Source organism: Nonomuraea composti (assembly GCF_012034275.1).
In the GTDB taxonomy this organism is placed as follows: Bacteria; Actinomycetota; Actinomycetes; order Streptosporangiales; family Streptosporangiaceae; genus Nonomuraea; species Nonomuraea composti.
Window position 1 is genome coordinate 1 of the sequence record NZ_JAATEP010000137.1, and the last position, 1,597, is coordinate 1,597.

The window sequence follows — 1,597 nt, forward strand, 5'->3', positions numbered from 1 at the left end:
AGAAGTCCATGTCGCCGCCGCCCGGCATGGCCGGAGCGGCGGGGGTCTTCTCGGGCTTCTCGGCGATGACGGCCTCGGTCGTCAGGAACAGCGCCGCGATGGAGGCGGCGTTCTGCAGCGCCGAGCGCGTCACCTTGGCCGGGTCGATGATGCCCGACTCGAACATGTTGACGTACTCGCCGGAGGCCGCGTTCAGGCCCTCACCCGGGGTGAGGTTGCGCACCTTCTCGACCACGACGCCGCCCTCGAGACCGGCGTTGACCGCGATCTGCTTGAGCGGCTCCTCCAGCGCCTTCTTGACGATCGCGGCACCGGTGGCCTCGTCGCCGTTCAGCTCCAGCTTGTCGAACGCCTTGGCGCCGGCCTGCAGCAGCGCCACGCCACCGCCGGGCACGATGCCCTCCTCGACGGCCGCCTTGGCGTTGCGCACGGCGTCCTCGATGCGGTGCTTGCGCTCCTTCAGCTCGACCTCGGTCGCCGCACCGGCCTTGATCACCGCGACGCCGCCGGCGAGCTTGGCCAGCCGCTCCTGCAGCTTCTCACGGTCGTAGTCGGAGTCGGTGCGCTCGATCTCGGCGCGGATCTCGTTGACCCGGCCGGAGATCTGCTCGGCGTCACCGGCGCCGTCGACGATCGTGGTCTCGTCCTTGGTCACCACGACCTTGCGGGCGCGGCCCAGCAGGTCGAGGGTGGCGGTCTCGAGCTTGAGGCCGACCTCCTCGGCGATGACCTGGCCGCCGGTCAGGATCGCGATGTCGTTCAGCATCGCCTTGCGGCGGTCGCCGAAGCCCGGTGCCTTGACGGCGACGGAGCGGAACAGGCCGCGGATCTTGTTGACGACCAGGGTGGCCAGGGCCTCGCCCTCGACGTCCTCGGCGATGATCAGCAGCGGCTTGCCGGACTGCACGACCTTGTCGAGCAGCGGCAGCAGGTCCTTGTTGGCGGAGACCTTGCTGTTGACGATCAGGATGTACGGGTCTTCGAGCACGGCCTCCATGCGGTCGGAGTCGGTCACGAAGTACATCGACGTCATGCCCTTGTCGAAGCGCATGCCCTCGGTGAGCTCGAGCTCGAGGCCGAAGGTGTTGCTCTCCTCGACGGTGATGACGCCTTCCTTGCCGACCTTGTCCATCGCCTCGGCGATGAGCGAGCCGATCTCGGCGTCGGCGGCGGAGATGGAGGCGGTGGAGGCGATCTGCTCCTTGGTCTCCACGTCCTTGGCCAGCTTGGAGAGCTCCTCGCTGACGCGCTCGACGGCGGCCTCGATGCCCTTCTTCAGGGCCATCGGGTTGGCGCCGGCGGCGACGTTGCGCAGACCCTCACGCACCAGCGCCTGGGCGAGCACGGTGGCGGTGGTGGTGCCGTCACCCGCGACGTCGTCGGTCTTCTTGGCGACTTCCTTGACCAGCTCGGCGCCGATCTTCTCCCAAGGGTCCTCGAGCTCGATCTCCTTGGCGATGGACACACCGTCGTTGGTGATCGTGGGAGCGCCCCACTTCTTCTCCAGCACGACGTTGCGGCCCTTGGGGCCGAGGGTCACCTTGACGGCGTCGGCGAGCTGGTTCATACCGCGCTCGAGACCGCGCCGGGCGTCCTC

Annotated in this window: 1 protein-coding gene; it reads right to left on the minus strand. The window is 68.4% G+C overall.

Annotated features, from left to right (window positions below; all coding sequences use genetic code 11):
* Window positions 1–1,597 (minus strand): chaperonin GroEL (gene groL / locus HCN51_RS57660; protein ID WP_168022219.1); only part of this gene is annotated, 1,597 nt, incomplete at both ends.